Here is a 17747-nt window from a genome sequence, read left to right as displayed (position 1 = left end):
CTCTTTATATAAGAACCCGGCTTATGCCGGGTTTTTTATTTTTATCCCGTAATGGCTGGTGTTAACTTTTTTTGTATTATAGCCCTACTTAAAACCACCCAATACCTTTTTATATGAAATCATTTTTTGTAGCGGCCTTGCTTCTTATTAGTGCGGTTGCGTTTGCCCAGTGTTTTATTGCTGTTGATAAGGATACCTATGAGCTTGTGGATAATGTTAACTACACATTGTTTAATAATAAGAAGCCGGTTTACAATGCAGTTACGGTACCAGATAAGTTAAATACAATACATAAAGATATTGTTTTTGATTCAATAGCATTGTGGAGGGTAGACTACGAAACGTTTGGCGCTGCCAAGAAGAATATGGATTCTGTCTTTTATCTTACCAAGAAAATCTTTTACCTGGACGAAGTAGTGATTGGTTCAGATATAAAAAACAAATTGTGCTGGGGGAAACCAATCGGTTTATAAAACGGAGATCTTCTGCTATTTCCGATGAATTGGTTTATGGCCTAATGTTTAGGAATGGTACACCGCACGACTATGTTTTAGATAAGTTTGCCTTTTATGTAGAGAAGGTAAAAGTAAAGACCGCTTACAAGGTTAACTTTATCTCTGTAGATGAAGATGTACAGCAGGAGAATTTTCATTTACTAAACCCGGGTAAGGTAATTTATGCAACAGACACATTGTATCTTAATCCGAAAGACAGAAATAAAATAGAGCTGGCGTTGCCGAAGGACTTTTATTTGCCTTCTACTAAAAAGATGTTCGTGTGGGTGCAACTGCTGGGGTATTATGATGAAAAAGGGAACAGTATAGTTCCGGAGAAGTATGATGATTTGACTAAAATCAAGTTTCAGCTGTCTAATAAAACCGATTACTATTCCCGAATGTCAGACGGCGGGCAAACCCAGCCGGATGGTATTCATCCGCTAACTGATTTTATTGTCAATATGAATGTCATGCTTAACCATGATTATCTTGCCCAGTTTTTTATAACACCGCCAAAGAGTGCACTTGTGGCGCCTCCCATGGTGTTGTATGCCCATAAACCGGATTCTAAGCCTATGAATGTGGTTAAAAAGATTGATTAAACGTGTGCGGTATACAAGTAGTCCGCAGTGGTGCATAACGCTGCGGATTATTTTTTTAGGTAAGTATGTGTTTTTTTTGCCCTTTTTTTACGTTTAAGGTGGTTTCGTACAGCGTAGAAAGAAGCACTGAATATAAAATACTGAAAATAAGGCAAAAAGTTTTAAAAATGATTTGTAAAGTGTTGTTTATCAAAAAAAGATGATTAACTTTGCGCCCTCAAAAGGGGGTAGTGTGTACTATTCCCATGTTTTTTAATAATTTAATAATTTTAATATGTCTGGGTTAATTGGTAGAAAAATCGGCATGACCAGTATTTTCGACGAAAACGGAAAAAACATTCCGTGTACAGTAATCGAAGCAGGTCCATGCGTTGTTACCCAAGTCAGAACCAATGAGGTTGACGGGTATGAGGCTGTTCAACTTGGTTTCGATGACAAAACAGAAAAACACACTGTTAAATCTGAGGCTGGCCACTTTAAAAAAGCGGGTACAGTTGCGAAGAAAAAAGTCGTTGAATTCCAAGGTTTTGAACAATCGTTTAATTTAGGTGACACTGTTACTGTAGATCTATTTGCTGAAGGCGAATTTGTAGATGTACAAGGTGTTTCTAAAGGTAAAGGTTTCCAGGGTGTTGTAAAGCGTCATGGTTTTGGTGGTGTTGGTCAGGCTACACACGGTCAGCACAACCGTCTTAGAGCGCCGGGTTCAGTAGGTGCATCGTCTTATCCTTCAAGAGTATTTAAGGGTATGCGTATGGCCGGCCGTACAGGTGGAGAAAATGTAACAGTACAAAACCTTAGAGTTTTAAAGGTAGTAGCAGACAAAAACCTTATTGTGGTTAAAGGTGCTATACCGGGTCATAAAAACTCTTATGTAATCATTCAGAAGTAATGGAAGTAAAAGTTTTAGATATCAACGGAAAAGAAACTGGCAGAACGGTTACCCTTTCTGATTCAGTTTTCGCAATTGAGCCTAACAAGCACGCTGTGTACCTAGACGTAAAACAGTACCTTGCTAATCAAAGGCAGGGAACTCACAAGGCTAAAGAAAGAGCTGAAGTGACTGGTAGTACACGCAAAATCAAAAAACAAAAAGGTACGGGTACAGCTCGTGCAGGTAGTGTTAAGAACCCATTGTTTAAGGGTGGAGGTACAGTTTTCGGTCCTAGGCCAAGAAGCTACTCTTTTAAACTTAACAAAGGTCTTAAGCGTTTAGCAAGGAAATCAGCTCTTACTCTTAAAGCTCAGGAATCAAATTTAGTGGTAGTTGAAAACTTCGAATTCGAAGCTCCAAGCACTAAAAAATTCATTAACGTTTTGAAAGCTTTAGGGTTAGATAACAAAAAATCTTTGTTTGTGTTGGGTGATACAAATAATAATGTATATTTGTCATCACGCAATTTAAAGGCTTCTAGCGTTATAACTGCTTCAGAATTAAACACTTACGCGATACTTAACGCTGGTAGTGTTGTTCTTTTTGAAGGGTCGCTGGCAGGAATTGAAGAAACTTTAAGCAAATAATAGGGAATTATGAGTATCATTATTAAACCTATCATCACTGAAAAGATAACTAAAGACGGTGAAGTTTTTAACCGTTTTGGTTTTGTTGTGAGCAAAAAAGCTAACAAGGTAGAGATTAAGAAAGCTGTTGAGGCTGCTTATGGTGTATCTGTTACTGATGTAAACACAATGATTTACAGGGCTGATAGATCGGTTAAATACACTAAGAGTGGTTTAATCACTGGTAAAACAAGTGCTTATAAAAAAGCAATTGTACAGGTAAAAGAAGGTGAAACAATAGATTTTTACAACAATATCTAATAGAAAATGTCAGTTAGAAAATTAAAGCCTATTACCCCGGGTCAGCGTTTTAGAGTTGTTAATAGCTTTGACACTATTACAACTGATAAGCCGGAGCGTTCATTACTAGCTCCGAAAAAAAACTCAGGCGGTAGAAATAGTCAAGGAAAAATGACCATGCGTTACACAGGCGGTGGTCACAAACAAAGGTATCGTATCATTGATTTCAAGCGTACTAAAGCTGGTGTTCCTGCAACAGTTAAGACGATTGAATACGATCCAAACCGTTCAGCATTTATTTCCCTATTAGCTTATGCTGATGGTACAAAAACTTACATCATTGCACAAAACGGACTTCAGGTTGGTCAAACCGTAGTTTCTGGAGAGAATGCTGCTCCTGAAATTGGTAACACTCTTCCTTTGAGTAAAATTCCTCTGGGAACCGTTATATCTTGCATCGAACTACGTCCTGGACAAGGTGCTGTTATAGCACGTAGCGCAGGTACATTCGCTCAACTTATGGCGAGGGATGGTAAATATGCAACGATAAAAATGCCTTCAGGTGAAACAAGGCTTATCCTTCTTACTTGTAGTGCTACTATCGGAGCTGTATCTAACTCAGACCACCAGCTTGTAGTATCTGGTAAAGCAGGTAGGAGCCGTTGGTTAGGTCGTAGGCCAAGAACTAGGCCGGTAGCTATGAACCCGGTAGATCACCCGATGGGTGGTGGTGAAGGACGCTCTTCAGGAGGTCACCCACGCTCTAGGAAAGGTCTTCCGTCTAAAGGTTACAGGACTCGTTCTAAAGTTAACCCGTCTAATAAGTATATCGTAGAACGTAGAAAGAAATAATAAGTAAGATATGGCACGTTCATTAAAGAAAGGACCTTTCGTACACTATAAACTAGAGAAGAAAGTTCAGGAAAATATCGAAAACGGTAACAAAAATGTTGTAAAGACCTGGTCTCGCGCTTCTATGATTACCCCGGATTTTGTTGGACAGACTATCGCAGTACACAACGGACGTCAATTCGTTCCGGTTTATGTAACAGAAAACATGGTAGGTCATAAATTAGGAGAATTTTCACCAACACGCTCTTTCAGGGGTCACGCTGGTGCTAAAAACAAAGGTAAAAAATAAGAGCAATGGGAGTTCGTAAAAGAGAAACAGCTGAAGCTAGAAAAGAGGCTAACAAGTCAATTGCTTTTGCAAAACTAAACAACTGCCCAACTTCACCAAGGAAAATGCGCATCGTTGCTGACCTGGTAAGGGGTAAAAAAGTTGAGTTAGCCCTAAATATACTGAAATTCAATACAAAAGAGGCTTCTGGTAAACTTGAAAAGCTGCTTCTTAGTGCCATTAACAACTGGCAGCAAAAGAACGCAGATGCTAACCTTGAAGAAGCAGGCCTGTTTGTAAAAGAAATCACGGTAGACGGTGGTGCAATGCTAAAAAGGCTTAGGCCGGCACCACAGGGTCGTGCCCACAGGATAAGGAAACGCTCAAACCACGTAACTATCGTGCTTGGAGCTACTAACAATAATACACAAAGCAATTAATAAACAGTATGGGACAAAAGACAAATCCAATAGGAAATCGCCTTGGTATCATCAGGGGTTGGGATTCTAACTGGTATGGTGGAAATGATTACGGCGATAAAATTGCCGAGGATCACAAAATCAGGAAGTATATCCATGCCCGTTTATCTAAAGCTAGTGTAAGCAAAGTAATCATCGAGAGAACACTTAAGCTTGTAACCGTTACTATCACTACTGCTCGTCCGGGTATCATCATCGGAAAAGGCGGCCAGGAGGTAGACAAGCTAAAAGAAGAACTTAAGAAAATTACTGATAAAGAGGTTCAGATCAATATTTTTGAAATCAAACGTCCTGAGCTGGATGCGTACCTAGTAGCATCAAGCGTAGCACGTCAGATTGAAAGCCGTATCTCTTACAGGAGGGCTATCAAAATGGCTATCGCTGCTGCAATGCGTATGAACGCTGAGGGTATCAAAGTTATGATTTCTGGTCGTCTAAACGGTGCTGAAATGGCACGTTCTGAGATGTTCAAAGAAGGTCGTATTCCTCTATCAACTTTCCGTGCCGATATTGACTATGCTTTGGCTGAAGCACACACTGCCTACGGTAGGATGGGTATCAAAGTATGGATCATGAAAGGTGAAGTTTACGGTAAAAGAGATCTTTCTCCGTTAGCAGGTATGGACAAACAAAAGTCTAAATCTGCAGGATCTCAGGACAGACCTCAAGGCGGAAGGCCGAACAGGGATGGTAAACCAAACCAGCGCAAAAGAAAGTAATCCCTTAAACTAAAGAAAAATGTTACAGCCTAAAAGAACGAAATACCGTAAGGTACAGAAAGGTAAAATGAAGGGCGTGTCTCAAAGAGGGCATGAACTTTCAAATGGTATGTTTGGTATCAAATCTTTAGATTATTCTTTCATTACTTCTCGTCAGATCGAGGCTGCGCGTATCGCTGCAACCCGTTTTATGAAAAGGGAAGGTCAGTTGTGGATTAAAATATTCCCGGATAAGCCTATCACCAAAAAACCTCTAGAGGTACGTATGGGTAAAGGTAAAGGTGCTGTTGAATACTGGGCAGCTGTTGTTAAACCGGGACGTATTATGTTTGAAGTAGGAGGCGTGCCTCTGTCAGTAGCTAAAGAAGCTCTTCGCCTTGCAGCGCAGAAACTTCCGGTAAAAACTAAGTTTATCGTTGCCAGAGATTTCGAAGCATAATCAAATTTTATTATGAAACAATCAGAGATAAAGAATCTATCTGCAGCTGAGTTACAAGGTAAACTTGGTGAGCTAAAGAAAACATATGCCGACCTAACGTCTGCTCACGCTATCTCTCCGATAGCGAATCCACTTGAAATCAGGTCTGTTCGCAGGTCTATTGCAAGGGTTGCTACAGAGCTAAGCAAAAAAGAGTTACAATAATTGTATCTGCTGAAAGATGGAAAACAGAAATTTAAGAAAAGAGCGTATAGGTGTAGTAACCAGTAACAAAATGGATAAGTCTATTGTTGTTGCTCAGGTAACTCGAGTAAAACACCCACTATATGGTAAGTTCGTACTAAAAACTAAAAAGTTTGTAGCACACGACGAAAAGAACGACTGTAACATAGGTGATACAGTAAGGATAATGGAAACACGTCCTTTAAGTAAAACAAAATGTTGGAGGTTAGTTGAAATCATTGAAAGAGCGAAGTAATTATGGTACAACAGGAATCTAGACTAAAAGTAGCAGATAACACGGGAGCTAAGGAAGTTTTAACTATCCGTGTTTTAGGAGGAACGAAACGTCGTTATGCCTCTGTTGGAGATAAAATTGTAGTAGCCGTTAAGGATGCGACACCAAACGGAAACGTTAAAAAAGGTGCTGTTTCTACTGCAGTTGTTGTTCGTACCAAAAAAGAAGTACGTCGTGCTGACGGTTCATACATCAGGTTTGATGACAACGCTTGTGTGTTGTTAAACGCTGCTGGTGAAATGAGGGGTACACGTGTTTTTGGTCCTGTAGCAAGGGAACTTCGTGAGAAGCAATTCATGAAAATTGTATCATTAGCACCTGAAGTGCTTTAATTGTTGTTGAGATGATAAAGCTAAAAATAAAATCAGGAGACACTGTAAAAGTGATTGCCGGAGACCATAAAGGTAGCGAAGGCAAAGTACTACGTGTACTTCGTGAGAAAAACAAAGCGATCGTTGAAGGCGTTAACCTCGTGTCTAAACACACTAAGCCAAGCGCTAAAAACCCTCAGGGTGGTATCGTTAAAAAAGAGGCTCCTATTCATATTTCTAACATTGCACTTGTAGATCCTAAAACAAATGAGGCTACAAAAACAGGTGTTAGGACAGAAGGAGATAAGAAAGTGAGATTTTCAAAAAAATCTAATCAAGTACTATAGTGATGGCTTATATACCAAGATTAAAACAAGAGTATAAGGACCGTGTTGTTGCTGCTCTTAAAGAAGAATTCGGTTATAAGAACGTAATGCAGGTTCCTAAACTTGAGAAAATAGTTCTTAGCCGTGGTGTTGGCGCCGCTGTATCTGATAAAAAACTTATCGACTATGCAGTAGATGAGCTAACAAAAATTACCGGCCAAAAAGCTGTATCTACAATATCTAAGAAAGACGTTGCTACGTTTAAGCTTAGGAAAGGTATGCCAATTGGTGCTAAAGTTACCCTACGCGGCGAAAGAATGTATGAATTCCTTGATAGGTTAATTACTGCAGCTCTTCCACGTGTACGTGATTTTAACGGTATTAAAGCTACTGGTTTTGACGGTAGGGGTAATTATAACCTGGGTGTTACAGAACAAATCATTTTCCCTGAAATTGATATTGATAAAGTTAACAAAATATCAGGATTAGATATTACCTTTGTAACTTCTGCTGAAACAGACAAAGAAGCGAAGTCACTATTAGCAGAATTAGGTTTACCTTTTAAAAAGAATTAAGACATGGCTAAAGAATCAATGAAAGCCCGCGAGGTAAAAAGGGAGAAATTGGTAGAAAAGTATGCTGCAAAAAGGAAGGCTCTTATTGAAGCCGGAGATTATGAAGGCCTACAAAAACTACCTAAAAATGCTTCGCCTGTACGTCTGCACAACCGTTGCAAGCTAACAGGAAGACCAAGGGGTTATATGCGCCAGTTCGGTATATCACGTGTAACATTCCGTGAAATGGCTAACCAAGGCCTTATACCAGGTGTTAAAAAGTCTAGCTGGTAATAATAAGAGTATAATTGGTAATAGGTTCGGCCCAACAGGGCCGAATACCGTTACCGCAAATAAATAAATATGTATACAGATCCTATCGCTGATTTCCTTACCAGGGTAAGAAACGCTGTAAGGGCTAACCACAAAGTGGTTGAGATTCCTGCTTCAAACCTTAAAAAGGAGATCACCAAGATTTTATTTGACCAAGGGTACATCCTTAGCTACAAATTCGATGACAGTACTGTACAAGGTACCATCAAAATCGCTCTTAAGTACGACAAAGAAACTAAAGAGTCTGTAATTAAAGATATCCAGAGGATAAGTAAGCCAGGTTTACGTAAGTATGCCGGAGCTACAAGCCTTCCAAGGATTCTTAACGGCCTTGGTGTTGCTATCGTTTCAACTTCTAAAGGTTTGATGACTGATAAGCAGGCAAGACAACTTAATGTAGGTGGTGAAGTAATTTGCTACGTTTACTAATCTAAAAGACTTTACACGATGTCAAGAATAGGTAAAAATCCAATCGCAATACCTGCTGGTGTAACTGTAGAAGTTACCGACAGCGTAGTTACGGTAAAAGGAAAAGGTGGCCAGCTTACTCAGGAATACAGTGATGTAACCGTAAAAGTAGAAGATGGTCAGGTAGTGGTGGAAAGGTCTTCGGATAACAAACTTCAAAGGTCTAAACACGGATTGTACAGGGCTCTTATAAACAACATGATTACAGGTGTAAATGAAGGCTTTACTAAGTCTCTTGAACTTGTGGGTGTTGGTTACAGGGCTTCAAACCAGGGTCAAAAACTGGATATAGCTTTAGGTTTCTCTCACAACATTGTACTAGAGGTTGTTCCTGAAGTTGTTGTAGAAACAATATCAGAAAAAGGTAAAAACCCTATCATCAAACTTACGTCTTACGACAAACAACTTCTTGGTCAGGTAGCTGCTAAGATCCGTTCGTTCCGTAAGCCTGAGCCTTACAAAGGAAAAGGTGTTAAGTTTGTTGGTGAGGAACTAAGAAGAAAAGCAGGTAAATCAGCTTAATAAATTAAAAGATCATGGCATTAAATAAATCTGAAAGAAGACAAAGAATTAAGTTCAGGATCAGAAAGATTGTAAGCGGTACTGCAACTCAACCAAGACTTTCTGTATTCAGGAGCAATAAAGAGATCTACGCACAGATCATAGACGATACAACAGGTGTTACCCTTGCTTCAGCATCTTCTCGTGAGAAGGGTGTTGAAAAAGGTACTAATATCGAAACTGCAGCTGCAGTAGGCAAACTTGTTGCTGAAAGGGCTCTACAGGCTGGTATATCTACTATCTCTTTTGATAGGGGTGGTTACCTTTACCACGGACGTGTTAAATCATTAGCTGAAGGCGCAAGGGAAGCCGGACTTAAATTCTAATCGAAATTATGTATCATAATTATAAAAACGTAGAACTAGTAAAACCAAGCGGTCTTGAACTTAAAGATCGTCTGGTAGCTGTAAATCGTGTTACTAAAGTTACTAAAGGTGGTAGGGCATTTGGTTTCTCTGCAATCGTAGTAGTGGGTGACGAGCACGGTGTGGTAGGTCATGGTCTTGGTAAGTCTAAAGACGTATCTGAGGCTATTGCTAAAGCTGTGGAAGATGCTAAGAAGAGCCTTGTAAGGATTCCTCTAAGCGGTCATAGCGTACCTCATGAGCAAAAAGGTAAATTTGGTGGTGCACGCGTACTACTTATGCCTGCTTCTCATGGTACCGGTGTTATTGCCGGTGGTGCTGTACGTGCCGTACTTGAATCAGTAGGTGTACACGATGTATTGTCTAAATCTCAGGGTTCATCTAACCCACACAATGTTGTTAAGGCTACTTTTGATGCTCTTCTTCAAATGAGGAGTGCTGCAACTGTTGCAAAACAAAGAGGTATTTCTTTACAGAAAGTATTCAAAGGTTAATTCAAGGGAAATCATGGGAAAAATAAAAGTAAAACAAATAAAGAGCAAGATTAACTGCCCTCAAACTCAAAAATTGACTCTTGAGTCTCTTGGTCTGCGTAAGCTTGGGCAAGTTGTTGAGCATGATGCTACTCCTGCTATCCTTGGAATGGTAAACAAAGTTAAACACTTAGTTTCTGTAGAAGAAGCTAACTAATACTTGAACAACAATGAATTTAAGTAACTTACAACCGGCTGAGGGTTCAGTTCATAATCAAAATAAAAGGGTAGGACGTGGAGAAGGTTCTGGCAAAGGTGGTACTGCTGCCCGTGGTCATAAAGGAGCCAAATCTCGTTCAGGTTACTCTAAGAAAATAGGTTTTGAAGGTGGTCAGATGCCACTACAAAGGCGTGTTCCTAAATATGGTTTTAATAACATAAACCGTAAAGAATATGCTGGTGTAAACCTAGATACGCTACAGCTACTTGTAGATAACGGTATTGTAACAGATACAGTTGATTTTGCAGTACTTGTTGCAAACCGCCTGGCTACTAAAAATGAAGAGGTTAAAATACTAGGAAGAGGAGAGCTAAAGGCAAAACTAAAAGTTAGTGCCCACAAATTTACTGCAAGTGCTAAAGCGGCTATTGAAGCTGCCGGTGGCGAAGCTGTAAGTTTATAATCCAATTATAAGCCTTATGAAGAAATTTTTTGAAGCATTTAACAATGTCTGGAAGATTGAAGAACTAAAAAACCGTATTTTAGTTACTTTGGGATTATTACTTGTATACCGTTTTGGTGCACACGTAACACTTCCCGGTATTGATGCTGCGGGGCTTACAAACTTAAACAAGCAGGCAGATGGCGGTATAGGCTGGCTTATCGATGTATTCACAGGAGGTGCGTTTTCGCAAGCTTCTGTGTTTGCATTGGGTATCATGCCTTATATTTCTGCATCAATCGTGGTGCAGCTTATGGGTATAGCTGTGCCTTACCTGCAAAAATTGCAGAAAGAGGGTGAAAGTGGAAGAAGGACTCTTAACCAAATCACGCGTTGGCTTACTATAGCCATCACTATGGTGCAGGGGCCGGGTTATATCTATAACCTTTACCGTACGCTTCCAGAAGCGGCGTTTATTCTTCCGTCTACATCATTCCAGTTCCTTTTCTCATCGGTAGTTATCCTTACAACAGGTACCATTTTTGCAATGTGGCTTGGTGAAAGAATTACAGATAAGGGTATAGGAAACGGTATCTCGCTTTTGATACTTGTAGGTATCATTGCCAGGCTGCCACAAGCTTTTATACAGGAGTTTACCTCTGTGGTAACACAGAATAACGGTGGCCCTCTAAAGCTGCTTCTTGAAGTTGTAGTTTGGCTTGTGGTTATAATTACGTGTATTCTTATGGTTATGGCCGTAAGAAAAATACCGGTACAATATGCTAGGCGCACAGCTTCGGGTGAATTTGAGCAGGACGCTTTTGATGGTAACCGTCAGTGGATTCCTCTTAAATTAAACGCAAGTGGTGTAATGCCGATCATCTTTGCTCAGGCTATCATGTTTATTCCTGCGGCACTGGCGGGTCTTTCTAAATCTGATATGGCCCAAACCGTTACTGCTAAGTTCCAGGATGTGTTTGGTTTAGCCTATAATATTGTATTTGCGTTATTAATTATAATTTTTACGTACTTTTACACCGCGATTACGGTACCTACCAATAAGATGGCAGATGACCTTAAAAGGAGTGGAGGTTTTATACCAGGTGTAAGGCCGGGTGTAGAGACAGGAGACTACCTTGACAGGATTATGTCGCTTATAACTTTCCCAGGTTCGCTATTCCTTGCATTTATAGCCGTGTTCCCGGCAGTAGTGCATAACTTTGGCGTACAATCACAATGGGCATTGTTTTACGGTGGTACATCGTTGCTGATTGTGGTAGGGGTTGCAATCGATACTATACAGCAAATAAACTCGTACCTGCTTAACAAGCACTACGATGGTTTGATGAAGGGTAGTAAAAATAGAAAAGCGGTAGCTTAATAATTTTTATGGCAAAACAAGCAGCAATTGAACAGGACGGATCGATAATAGAGGCATTATCAAATGCTATGTTCCGTGTTGAATTAGAGAACGGGCACGTGGTAATTGCTCATATTTCAGGAAAAATGCGTATGCACTACATCAAGTTGCTTCCGGGCGACAAGGTGAAACTAGAAATGAGCCCTTATGATTTGTCTAAAGCAAGAATTACTTATAGATACTAAAGCTACTAAAATGAAAGTAAGAGCATCAGTTAAGAAAAGAAGTGCCGACTGTATTATTGTTCGCAGGAAAGGCAGATTATATGTAATTAACAAAAAGAATCCTAGATTTAAACAAAGGCAAGGATAATTATGGCACGAATTGCAGGGGTAGATATACCAAAAAACAAACGTGGAGTTATTGCTTTGACCTATATCTTCGGTATTGGTAAAAGCAGGGCACAAGAAATACTAAGCAAAGCTCAGGTAAGTGAGGATAAGAAAGTAAGCACATGGAACGATGACGAGATCAGCGCTATCCGTGAAGCGGTTTCTTACTTCAAAATTGAAGGTGAACTTCGTTCTGAGATACAGCTTAACATTAAGCGCCTTATGGACATAGGTTGCTACAGAGGAATCCGTCACAGAGCGGGTCTTCCACTACGTGGCCAACGTACCAAAAATAACTCAAGGACAAGAAAAGGTAAGAGGAAAACTGTTGCTAACAAGAAAAAAGCAACTAAATAATAAGTAGTATGGCTAAAGCGAGTACAAAAAAACGTAAAGTTGTTGTAGAATCAACAGGCGAGGCTCATATTAATGCGACTTTCAATAACATCATCATTTCGCTTACAAACAAGAAAGGTGAAGTTATCTCTTGGTCATCTGCAGGTAAAATGGGATTCCGCGGTTCTAAAAAGAACACTCCTTACGCTGCTCAGATGGCTGCTGAAGATTGCAGCAAAGTTGCTATCGAAGCTGGTCTTAAGAAAGTGAAAGTTTACGTTAAAGGCCCAGGTAACGGACGTGAGTCTGCTATCAGGTCTATCCACAACGGAGGAATAGAAGTTACTGAGATCATCGACGTAACTCCGCTACCGCACAACGGTTGTCGTCCTCCAAAGAGAAGGAGAGTTTAATTTATTTTATTAGAGTATAACAAGAACAGGGTAAGGATTATCGGAGGATGGAACCTGAATTCATAGTCCCCTGTTCATTTTAATTTTTAGAAATGGCAAGATATACTGGTCCAAAAACTAAAATCGCCCGTAAATTTGGCGAGGCGATCTTCGGAGATGACAAAGCCTTCGAAAAAAGAAATTACCCTCCGGGACAACATGGTTTAGCCAAGAAAAGGGGTAAAAAATCTGAATATGCTGTTCAGCTTATGGAAAAGCAAAAGGCTAAATACAGCTACGGTATCCTTGAGAAACAATTCCGTAACCTGTATGAAAGAGCTGCTGCTACTAAAGGCGTAACCGGTGAAGTTCTTCTTCAGTTGTGTGAGTCTAGGCTAGACAACGTAGTATTCAGGATGGGTATTGCACCTTCTCGTAGGGCAGCCCGTCAAATCGTTAGCCACCGTCATATCACTGTAAACGGTGAGGTGGTAAACATCCCTTCTTACATACTAAAAGCCGGCGATAAAGTTGCTGTACGTGAGAAATCAAAATCACTTGAGGCTATAACAAATTCTTTATCAAACTCTGCTCACGTATATGAGTGGATTACCTGGAACAACGATACTAAGGAAGGTACTTTTGTAAGCGTACCAGCCAGGATCCAGATACCGGAAAACATCAAAGAACAACTAATCGTTGAGTTGTATAACAAATAATAATTGACATTTTAGTCGACAATATGGCAATATTTAATTTTCAGAAGCCCGATAAAGTTATCATGATCGATTCAACCGATTTCCAGGGGAAATTTGAATTCCGCCCTTTGGAACCAGGTTATGGATTGACAGTTGGTAACGCACTTAGAAGAGTTTTGCTTTCTTCGCTTGAAGGTTATGCTATTTCATCTGTTCGTATCGAAGGTGTGGAGCATGAGTTTTCAACTATTCCCGGGGTTGTTGAAGATGTTACAGAAATTATCCTTAACCTTAAGCAGGTACGCTTTAAGCGTCAGATAGAGGATGTAGATAACGAATCTGTTTCTATATCATTTACTGGTAAAGACCAGCTTACTGCAGGTGATTTCCAGAAGTTTATTTCAGGTTTCCAGGTGTTAAACCCGGAGCTTGTTATCTGCAACATGGACAGCAGCATTAACATAAACATGGAACTTACTATAGAAAAAGGACGTGGTTATGTACCGGCTGAAGAGAACAAAAAGCAAAACGCTCCTATTGGTACTATATTTACAGACTCAATTTTTACTCCGGTAAAAAATGTAAAATATACAATAGAAAACTTCCGTGTTGAGCAGAAAACCGACTACGAGAAACTTGTATTCGAAATCATCACAGACGGTTCTATTCACCCTAAGGATGCGCTTACAGAGGCAGCTAAAACGCTGATTCACCACTTTATGCTGTTCTCTGATGAAAGGATAACACTTGAGGCCGATGAAATTGCCCAGACAGAATCTTATGATGAAGAGTCACTTCACATGAGGCAACTTCTGAAAACGAAGCTTGTAGATATGGATCTTTCTGTAAGGGCGCTGAATTGTTTAAAAGCGGCTGAAGTGGATACATTAGGAGATCTGGTATCATTTAATAAAAATGACTTAATGAAGTTCCGTAACTTCGGTAAAAAGTCGCTTACAGAGCTTGATGAGCTTGTAGCTTCTAAAAACCTTCACTTCGGGATGGATCTAAGCAAATACAAATTAGATAAAGAATAACCAATGCCCGTAAGGGTTTGGTTCAAAGTTACAGACAATGAGACACGGTAAAAAAGTTAATCACCTAAGCAGGCAAGCTGGTCACAGGAAACTGATGCTGGCTAACATGGCTTGCTCACTTATAGAGCACAAGCGTATTAATACGACTGTTGCAAAAGCTAAAGCGCTTAAAGTTTATTTTGAGCCTCTAGTAACTAAAGCTAAAGAAGACACTACCCACAACAGGCGTGTTGTTTTCTCTTACCTACGTAACAAGTATGCCGTTACTGAGCTTTTCCGCGAAGTAGCTGCTAAAGTAGGCGATCGTCCGGGTGGATACACCCGTATCATTAAGCTTGGAAACCGTCTTGGTGACAACGCTGATATGGCAATGATTGAACTTGTAGACTTCAATGAACTGTACAACGTAGCTAAGAAAGAGGCTAAGAAAACTACCCGTCGTAGCCGTGCCAAAAAAGCTGATGCACCTGCTGCTGAAGCTCCTGCCGTTGATACTGCTGAAAACACTGAAGCAACTGAATAATCATGAACAATTGATTTTCAATATAAGAAAAAGGATAAACTTTATAGTTTGTCCTTTTTTTTTGCATTGCTTAACCGATATCGGTTACGCTTAATGTAAAAGTAATACCATACTTTTACCATAAGGAAATTTTATAGTAAATTTGCACACAACACAACAATTACACTACTTAAATGAAATACAAAAGCAGAAACAAAGCCATTCTACTACTTGCAGACGGTACGGTTTTCTACGGTAAGTCGGTAGGGCTTGCAGGAACCGTTTTTGGAGAGGTATGTTTTAATACCGGTATGACCGGTTATCAGGAAATATTTACTGATCCTTCGTACTACGGTCAAATCATGGTGGCTTCTAATGCACACATTGGTAACTACGGAACAAATAATGAAGACATTGAGGCCGAAGAAATAATGATTTCTGGCCTTGTTTGTAAAAACTTCAGCTTTAACCACTCAAGGGTAAATTCTACAGAAAGCCTTCAGCAATATTTTGAAAAACATAACCTTGTAGCGATTTCAGATGTTGACACCCGTGCACTCGTAAGTTATATACGTGATAACGGTGCCCAAAACGCTGCTATATGTACTGAAGAAGATATAGATATTGAGGCTTTGAAAGCTAAACTGGCTGCTGTACCTGATATGAAGGGGCTCGAGCTTAGTAGTAAGGTTTCTACAAAAGAGCCTTACTTTGTAGGTAATCCAGATGCTAAATATAAAATTTCGGCACTGGATCTTGGAATTAAAAAGAATATATTACGCAATCTCGAAAAAAGGGATTGTTACATAAAGGTATATCCGTATAACGCATCTTATGCCGACCTGAAGGAGTTTAACCCAGATGGTTTTTTCCTTTCAAATGGTCCTGGCGACCCAGATCCGCTGTATGGCGCGCAGGAGGTAGCGCGCCAGATTTTAGCAGATAACCAGCCTGTTTTTGGTATTTGCCTTGGTCATCAGGTGTTAGCGCTTGCAAACGGTATACCCACATACAAGATGTTTAACGGCCACAGGGGTATTAACCATCCGGTAAAGAATGTGGTTACCGGTAAAGGTGAAATTACTTCGCAGAACCACGGGTTTGCAGTGGACAGGGAATCACTAGAAAAACATCCTGATTTTGAAATCACACATGTTCATATAAACGACGGTACGGTTGCCGGAATGCGTATGAAGAATAAAAACTGTTTCTCGGTACAGTATCACCCTGAGGCGAGCCCGGGGCCACATGATGCCAGCTACCTGTTTGACCAGTTTATTGAAAACATAGAAAAAGGTAAACACAATAATTAAACTTTTAAACAACCTTAAGCGATTATGAGTATTATTATCAAAGTACACGCCAGGCAAATACTAGACTCTCGTGGTAACCCTACAGTAGAGGTAGATGTAATTACAGAAAATGGTGTCCTGGGTAGGGCAGCGGTTCCATCAGGAGCGTCTACCGGAGAGCATGAGGCTGTAGAGCTACGCGATGGCGGTAAAGATTATATGGGTAAAGGTGTTCTTAAAGCCGTAGAAAATGTAAACACTACTATTGCAGCTGCTGTTGTAGGTATGTCTGTATTTGAGCAAAATGCTATAGACAAAACCATGATAGAGCTAGATGGTACAGCTAACAAGTCTAACCTGGGTGCTAATGCTATCCTTGGTGTTTCTCTTGCTGTAGCAAAAGCTGCTGCTAACGAGCTTGGCCTTCCTCTTTACCGTTACGTAGGCGGTGTATCTGGTAATACGCTTCCTGTGCCAATGATGAACATTGTAAACGGTGGTTCGCACTCAGATGCGCCTATCGCGTTCCAGGAGTTCATGATTTTCCCTGTAAAGGCAGAAAGCTTTACTCACGCTATGAAAATAGGTACAGAGGTATTCCACAACCTTAAAAAAGTGCTTCATGACCGTGGTCTTAGTACTGCAGTAGGTGATGAAGGTGGTTTTGCGCCAAACTTTGAAGGTGGTACAGAGGATGCCCTTGATACCATTAAACTTGCCGTAGAAAAAGCAGGTTACACTTTTGGTGGCGATGTTAAGATAGCTCTTGACTGTGCAGCGTCTGAGTTTTATGTAGATGGTAAGTATGACTACTCTAAATTTGAAGGGCCAACCGGTAAAATCCGTACTTCAGAAGAGCAGGCTGAATACCTTGCAGAGCTTGCTACAAAATACCCTATCATTTCAATAGAAGATGGTATGTATGAAGACGACTGGAACGGCTGGAAACTACTTACGGAGAAAATAGGCGATAAAGTACAGCTTGTAGGAGACGATTTATTCGTAACTAACGTAGAGCGTCTTTCAAGAGGTATTGATCAGGGTATAGCTAACTCTATCCTTATTAAAGTAAACCAGATTGGTACACTTACCGAAACTATTGCTGCTGTAAACATGGCGCACAATGCAGGTTATACTTCAGTAATGTCGCACCGTTCGGGCGAAACTGAGGATAACACTATTGCTGACCTTGCTGTAGCGCTTAACTGTGGCCAGATAAAAACAGGTTCTGCATCTCGTTCAGACCGTATGGCTAAGTATAACCAACTTCTTCGTATTGAAGAGGAGCTTGGTGAAGTAGCTTATTTCCCTGGTGAAAAAGCATTCAAAGTAAAAGCTTAATCATTTCTGATTATATATAAGAAGCCCCGCAACGCGGGGCTTCTTTGTTTTTTTCAGCCACGAATTTCACTAATTTAAAGATTAGGATTGGCACTCAAAACCAGTCAAATTTGTGAAAATTAGTGTAATTCGTGTCAAACATTAAAAAGAAAACCCGAACGTTTGTCCGGG

General features: G+C 40.2%; 32 protein-coding genes. All 32 read left to right on the top strand.

Features of this window, described 5'->3' with window-relative positions:
- Positions 1-113 precede the first annotated feature (113 nt).
- The 32 genes from ACLI08_RS10805 to eno all read left to right on the top strand — a co-directional run bounded on the left by ACLI08_RS10805 (position 114) and on the right by eno (position 17576).
- The gene (locus ACLI08_RS10805; RefSeq protein WP_411428499.1) at positions 114-473 is read left to right on the top strand and encodes a hypothetical protein; all 360 of its coding nucleotides are present in this window, start codon (positions 114-116) and stop codon (positions 471-473) included.
- Between the two features lie 44 nt (positions 474-517).
- On the top strand, positions 518-1099 hold the full coding sequence (locus ACLI08_RS10800; protein WP_411428498.1) for a hypothetical protein: 582 nt from the start codon (positions 518-520) through the stop codon (positions 1097-1099).
- A 274-nt stretch (positions 1100-1373) separates the two neighbouring features.
- The gene (rplC, locus tag ACLI08_RS10795) at positions 1374-1991 is read left to right on the top strand and encodes a 50S ribosomal protein L3 (RefSeq protein WP_411428497.1); all 618 of its coding nucleotides are present in this window, start codon (positions 1374-1376) and stop codon (positions 1989-1991) included.
- The gene (gene rplD / locus ACLI08_RS10790) at positions 1991-2620 is read left to right on the top strand and encodes a 50S ribosomal protein L4 (RefSeq protein WP_411428496.1); all 630 of its coding nucleotides are present in this window, start codon (positions 1991-1993) and stop codon (positions 2618-2620) included. Before rplC ends, rplD begins: the two co-directional genes overlap by 1 nt.
- Positions 2621-2629: 9 nt before the next feature.
- Entirely contained in the window at positions 2630-2920 is a 291-nt protein-coding gene (rplW, locus tag ACLI08_RS10785) for a 50S ribosomal protein L23 (protein WP_411428495.1), read from the top strand.
- A gap of 6 nt (positions 2921-2926) precedes the next feature.
- Positions 2927-3751, top strand: a complete 825-nt coding sequence (gene rplB / locus ACLI08_RS10780) for a 50S ribosomal protein L2 (RefSeq protein WP_411428494.1) — start codon at positions 2927-2929, stop codon at positions 3749-3751.
- Between the two features lie 10 nt (positions 3752-3761).
- Positions 3762-4040, top strand: a complete 279-nt coding sequence (gene rpsS, locus ACLI08_RS10775) for a 30S ribosomal protein S19 (RefSeq protein WP_411428493.1) — start codon at positions 3762-3764, stop codon at positions 4038-4040.
- A 5-nt stretch (positions 4041-4045) separates the two neighbouring features.
- Positions 4046-4459: a 50S ribosomal protein L22 gene (gene rplV / locus ACLI08_RS10770; RefSeq protein WP_411428492.1), complete on the top strand. Its 414-nt coding sequence runs from the start codon at positions 4046-4048 to the stop codon at positions 4457-4459.
- A gap of 8 nt (positions 4460-4467) precedes the next feature.
- A complete protein-coding gene (rpsC, locus tag ACLI08_RS10765) occupies positions 4468-5217 on the top strand; it encodes a 30S ribosomal protein S3 (protein WP_411428491.1) in 750 nt (249 codons plus the stop codon).
- A 19-nt stretch (positions 5218-5236) separates the two neighbouring features.
- Positions 5237-5656 (top strand): 50S ribosomal protein L16, encoded by a 420-nt coding sequence (rplP, locus tag ACLI08_RS10760; RefSeq protein WP_072781252.1) that lies wholly within the window; start codon positions 5237-5239, stop codon positions 5654-5656.
- Positions 5657-5668: 12 nt separating this feature from the next.
- On the top strand, positions 5669-5860 hold the full coding sequence (gene rpmC, locus ACLI08_RS10755) for a 50S ribosomal protein L29 (protein ID WP_411428490.1): 192 nt from the start codon (positions 5669-5671) through the stop codon (positions 5858-5860).
- 16 nt (positions 5861-5876) lie between these two features.
- Positions 5877-6134, top strand: coding sequence for a 30S ribosomal protein S17 (gene rpsQ, locus ACLI08_RS10750; RefSeq protein ID WP_411428489.1), 258 nt, complete (start codon positions 5877-5879; stop codon positions 6132-6134).
- Positions 6135-6136: 2 nt separating this feature from the next.
- Positions 6137-6505 (top strand): 50S ribosomal protein L14, encoded by a 369-nt coding sequence (gene rplN, locus ACLI08_RS10745; protein WP_116787132.1) that lies wholly within the window; start codon positions 6137-6139, stop codon positions 6503-6505.
- Between the two features lie 11 nt (positions 6506-6516).
- Positions 6517-6831, top strand: a complete 315-nt coding sequence (rplX, locus tag ACLI08_RS10740; protein ID WP_411428488.1) for a 50S ribosomal protein L24 — start codon at positions 6517-6519, stop codon at positions 6829-6831.
- Positions 6832-6833: 2 nt separating this feature from the next.
- Positions 6834-7385 carry a 50S ribosomal protein L5 gene (gene rplE, locus ACLI08_RS10735; protein ID WP_411428487.1) on the top strand — a complete coding sequence of 184 codons (552 nt, stop codon included), beginning with the start codon at positions 6834-6836 and terminating at the stop codon, positions 7383-7385.
- Positions 7386-7388: 3 nt separating this feature from the next.
- Positions 7389-7658: a 30S ribosomal protein S14 gene (gene rpsN, locus ACLI08_RS10730; protein WP_411428486.1), complete on the top strand. Its 270-nt coding sequence runs from the start codon at positions 7389-7391 to the stop codon at positions 7656-7658.
- Positions 7659-7727: 69 nt separating this feature from the next.
- On the top strand, positions 7728-8126 hold the full coding sequence (gene rpsH, locus ACLI08_RS10725; RefSeq protein ID WP_411428485.1) for a 30S ribosomal protein S8: 399 nt from the start codon (positions 7728-7730) through the stop codon (positions 8124-8126).
- Positions 8127-8144: 18 nt separating this feature from the next.
- Positions 8145-8687 carry a 50S ribosomal protein L6 gene (rplF, locus tag ACLI08_RS10720; protein WP_411428484.1) on the top strand — a complete coding sequence of 181 codons (543 nt, stop codon included), beginning with the start codon at positions 8145-8147 and terminating at the stop codon, positions 8685-8687.
- A gap of 14 nt (positions 8688-8701) precedes the next feature.
- Entirely contained in the window at positions 8702-9052 is a 351-nt protein-coding gene (rplR, locus tag ACLI08_RS10715) for a 50S ribosomal protein L18 (RefSeq protein WP_411428483.1), read from the top strand.
- 8 nt (positions 9053-9060) lie between these two features.
- Positions 9061-9585 carry a 30S ribosomal protein S5 gene (rpsE, locus tag ACLI08_RS10710; protein ID WP_411428482.1) on the top strand — a complete coding sequence of 175 codons (525 nt, stop codon included), beginning with the start codon at positions 9061-9063 and terminating at the stop codon, positions 9583-9585.
- 13 nt (positions 9586-9598) lie between these two features.
- Complete coding sequence (rpmD, locus tag ACLI08_RS10705) at positions 9599-9781, top strand: 50S ribosomal protein L30 (protein ID WP_411409574.1); 183 nt, start codon at positions 9599-9601, stop codon at positions 9779-9781.
- A gap of 13 nt (positions 9782-9794) precedes the next feature.
- On the top strand, positions 9795-10247 hold the full coding sequence (gene rplO / locus ACLI08_RS10700; protein ID WP_411428481.1) for a 50S ribosomal protein L15: 453 nt from the start codon (positions 9795-9797) through the stop codon (positions 10245-10247).
- A gap of 16 nt (positions 10248-10263) precedes the next feature.
- The gene (gene secY, locus ACLI08_RS10695; RefSeq protein ID WP_411428480.1) at positions 10264-11607 is read left to right on the top strand and encodes a preprotein translocase subunit SecY; all 1344 of its coding nucleotides are present in this window, start codon (positions 10264-10266) and stop codon (positions 11605-11607) included.
- A gap of 8 nt (positions 11608-11615) precedes the next feature.
- A complete protein-coding gene (infA, locus tag ACLI08_RS10690; RefSeq protein ID WP_035129818.1) occupies positions 11616-11831 on the top strand; it encodes a translation initiation factor IF-1 in 216 nt (71 codons plus the stop codon).
- Between the two features lie 10 nt (positions 11832-11841).
- Positions 11842-11958 (top strand): type B 50S ribosomal protein L36, encoded by a 117-nt coding sequence (ykgO, locus tag ACLI08_RS10685; protein ID WP_074961360.1) that lies wholly within the window; start codon positions 11842-11844, stop codon positions 11956-11958.
- A 2-nt stretch (positions 11959-11960) separates the two neighbouring features.
- Positions 11961-12335: a 30S ribosomal protein S13 gene (gene rpsM / locus ACLI08_RS10680; RefSeq protein WP_411428479.1), complete on the top strand. Its 375-nt coding sequence runs from the start codon at positions 11961-11963 to the stop codon at positions 12333-12335.
- 8 nt (positions 12336-12343) lie between these two features.
- A complete protein-coding gene (gene rpsK, locus ACLI08_RS10675) occupies positions 12344-12727 on the top strand; it encodes a 30S ribosomal protein S11 (RefSeq protein ID WP_411428478.1) in 384 nt (127 codons plus the stop codon).
- Positions 12728-12819: 92 nt separating this feature from the next.
- On the top strand, positions 12820-13425 hold the full coding sequence (gene rpsD / locus ACLI08_RS10670; protein ID WP_411428477.1) for a 30S ribosomal protein S4: 606 nt from the start codon (positions 12820-12822) through the stop codon (positions 13423-13425).
- Between the two features lie 23 nt (positions 13426-13448).
- The gene (locus ACLI08_RS10665; RefSeq protein WP_411428476.1) at positions 13449-14441 is read left to right on the top strand and encodes a DNA-directed RNA polymerase subunit alpha; all 993 of its coding nucleotides are present in this window, start codon (positions 13449-13451) and stop codon (positions 14439-14441) included.
- 37 nt (positions 14442-14478) lie between these two features.
- Complete coding sequence (gene rplQ / locus ACLI08_RS10660) at positions 14479-14964, top strand: 50S ribosomal protein L17 (RefSeq protein ID WP_411428475.1); 486 nt, start codon at positions 14479-14481, stop codon at positions 14962-14964.
- A gap of 173 nt (positions 14965-15137) precedes the next feature.
- Positions 15138-16256 (top strand): glutamine-hydrolyzing carbamoyl-phosphate synthase small subunit, encoded by a 1119-nt coding sequence (carA, locus tag ACLI08_RS10655; protein ID WP_411428474.1) that lies wholly within the window; start codon positions 15138-15140, stop codon positions 16254-16256.
- A 24-nt stretch (positions 16257-16280) separates the two neighbouring features.
- Positions 16281-17576 carry a phosphopyruvate hydratase gene (gene eno / locus ACLI08_RS10650; protein ID WP_411428473.1) on the top strand — a complete coding sequence of 432 codons (1296 nt, stop codon included), beginning with the start codon at positions 16281-16283 and terminating at the stop codon, positions 17574-17576.
- The last annotated feature ends 171 nt before the right edge of the window (positions 17577-17747 follow it).

This window comes from Flavobacterium sp. RNTU_13 (genome assembly GCF_046614455.1).
In the GTDB taxonomy this organism is placed as follows: Bacteria; Bacteroidota; Bacteroidia; order Flavobacteriales; family Flavobacteriaceae; genus Flavobacterium.
Note: the sequence above shows the minus strand (reverse complement) of the source record. Positions and strands in the feature narration are given on the sequence as shown.